The sequence below is a fragment of the Vibrio sp. V03_P4A6T147 genome (genome assembly GCF_002241085.1).
GTDB lineage: Bacteria > Pseudomonadota > Gammaproteobacteria > Enterobacterales > Vibrionaceae > Vibrio > Vibrio anguillarum.
This window is the reverse complement of record NZ_NDIO01000146.1, coordinates 1-2,351: the sequence shown is the minus strand read 5'-3', so window position 1 is coordinate 2,351 and position 2,351 is coordinate 1. Positions and strand designations below refer to the sequence as shown.

Here is a 2,351-nt window from a genome sequence, read left to right as displayed (position 1 = left end):
TCAATACACTGTGTTCTCGGGTAGTCATCCGTTTAGACACCCAGTTACACGAACGTTTTAATGACGATAAAAACACCAAAGACCTCTCACTTAGAGTGGATTAACAATCGCAAAGTAACTGACTGATTTGTAAAAAAGATATAATTCAAGATTACTCGCAATATTACGTTAATTTTAAGGCTAGATAAACCAGTTTGCATAAAGTATCCGCCATCTTAGATTGTGAGGTACTCCATGCGATTATTGGGTTTATACATTCCGTTAATAACGATGGTTGGTTCGCTCCTACCAGATGCAAGTCAGAGCACGAGTGTACTTGAAGCCAGCCTACCATCACCATTCCATCCGGGGTAACGCCCAACAACTCCGGCGACACCATTTCTCTATTGGATGAATACGAACAACCGTTGGACTCTGTTAGTTACTCATCTTGTAAAGAAGGCATTGAAATCACTTTTAAGGAAGAATTATGAACAAGCAGTTAGTTGCATTAGCCATAGGATTGAGTCTATCAACCAGTGCGCTCGCGTCCGTGTCGTGGGACAAAGACACCGCATACAGTACTGGCGACATTGTCAACCATAACGGTGAGTCATTCGTTGCGTCTCATTGGAGCCAAGGTACAGCGCCCGAGGTGAACGACATTTCATGGGATGGCTGGATACATCTTGATAGTACGAATGTAGCGATGTATGCACATGAACAAGCCTATGTGGGAGGCTCTGTCGTCAATTACAACGGTGATGTGTACCTAGCCAAGTGGTGGGTTAAGGGCGAATACCCAAGCGAATCCAGCACATGGCGATTTCTCGAAGACTTTAACCTTGAACCTTCAACGCCCGTTGAAGATCCAGATCCCAACGTAAACCCTAAATCACCAGACACTATTCATGGTGTGGATAGCGATAACGATGGCATCAGAGACAGTTACAAAGCATCGGTGCTTGAAAAATATGAACACCCTGACATTGTCCAACTGGCTCTGGCGGTCAGTCTAGAATATGCCGACCTCCATACATTGGGACTCGAAGAGGCAGAGACGATTGAGATCTCTAAAGAAGACGCAACTACCAAATACAACAGTATCGTTGCTTTCGAGAAATGTGCTCAGCAATTGCAATCGGAAGGCAGGATCGACGAAACCCCAGCACAACTGTACGCCAACTCAATTTATCGCGCACTCTATTACCGTTTGGGTAAAGAACGCTTATTTAAAGCCATGGACTATGACTTTGATGCTTTGGTTTTGCCTGAGAACCCATGTCCTCAAACATTGAATAGCGAGTCAAACTAGATGAAAAACTATATACCAAATTTGGTACTGTTGAGTACGATGATGTCTTTAGTTTCTTCCGCTCAAGGCCAATGTGTTGATAACGTAGATAAACTTCAGCTCTTTTATGTCAATGGGATGTTCACCAGCCCTGAAGGCGCACGATCCAATAGAGACGCGCTAGACAGATTTCAGGACAAGCACTTAGGTCAATATGAAAAGTATCGAAATGTCCAAGTTGCGTATAACGTAGATGAAGCTTTTTTAGTCCAAGTTGCAGAAGTGGCTTTTCATAAAATGACTGAAGAACAAAAAAGAGCGGATGAAGGCCGTTTACTCGAAAACTTTATCCTCGGTCACAACCTAAACATCATTGATGATCTGGCAGGTACGTTCAGTTGGTTCTTCACCGAAATCGTCGAAGATGTTGAATCCATCCAAGATGAAGGCGATTACCAAAACATGAGGCATTTGCTGAATTTGACGATGGATGACTGTACCCGAGTATTGTTAGTGACTCATTCCCAAGGCAACTTCTATGGCAACCGATTGTTCACTGAAATATCGAACTCCTACACTTACTCTACTGGTGCGAAGCTAAGTGATTACCCAATGCTCGGTTACCTAGGTATCGCAAACCCGACATTCCATGTTGGCGGCTCTTTTGGCAACGCACACACTGACATAGCCAAAACATTTACCAACGACAACGACTGGCCGATGTGGGCGGTAAGACGCTCACTTGGTGCAGTACCCGCTGACCCAGTAAGTACATCTGACCGCGATGAATCATATGGCCATGGTTTGGAAGAGGCTTACCTCAAAGATAATGCAGAACCTATTTTAGCGGATTACATGACACAGATTATCGAAAACCTAACACCTTACCCGCTTTTCGAACAGCACCTGTCCTCTTCGTCCGCGACATCTCATTTAGGCTATTCAGCGATTTCTGAACACCTGGATATTCGATTCAGATATGGTGGTGGCTATCGATACAACGGTGTCCCCGAACCCGTTTGGAATGGTTTCCTTAATACCTCTAGCCATGGCACGTACTTTAATACCTATATCAAAG

The 2,351-nt window shown here is 44.2% G+C and carries 2 protein-coding genes; both read left to right on the top strand.

Annotated features, from left to right (window positions below; all coding sequences use genetic code 11):
- Positions 1 to 469 precede the first annotated feature (469 nt).
- Positions 470 to 1,294 carry a carbohydrate-binding protein gene (locus tag B9J84_RS05565; RefSeq protein ID WP_094123718.1) on the top strand — a complete coding sequence of 275 codons (825 nt, stop codon included), beginning with the start codon at positions 470 to 472 and terminating at the stop codon, positions 1,292 to 1,294.
- A partial coding sequence (locus B9J84_RS05560; protein WP_094123717.1) for a KTSC domain-containing protein occupies positions 1,295 to 2,351 on the top strand: 1,057 nt, incomplete at its 3' end.

Excerpts from the sequence above, each read along its gene's own strand:
- B9J84_RS05565 (WP_094123718.1), top strand. The coding sequence starts at position 470 with ATGAACAAGCAGTTAGTTGCATTAGCCATAGGATTGAGTCTATCAACC.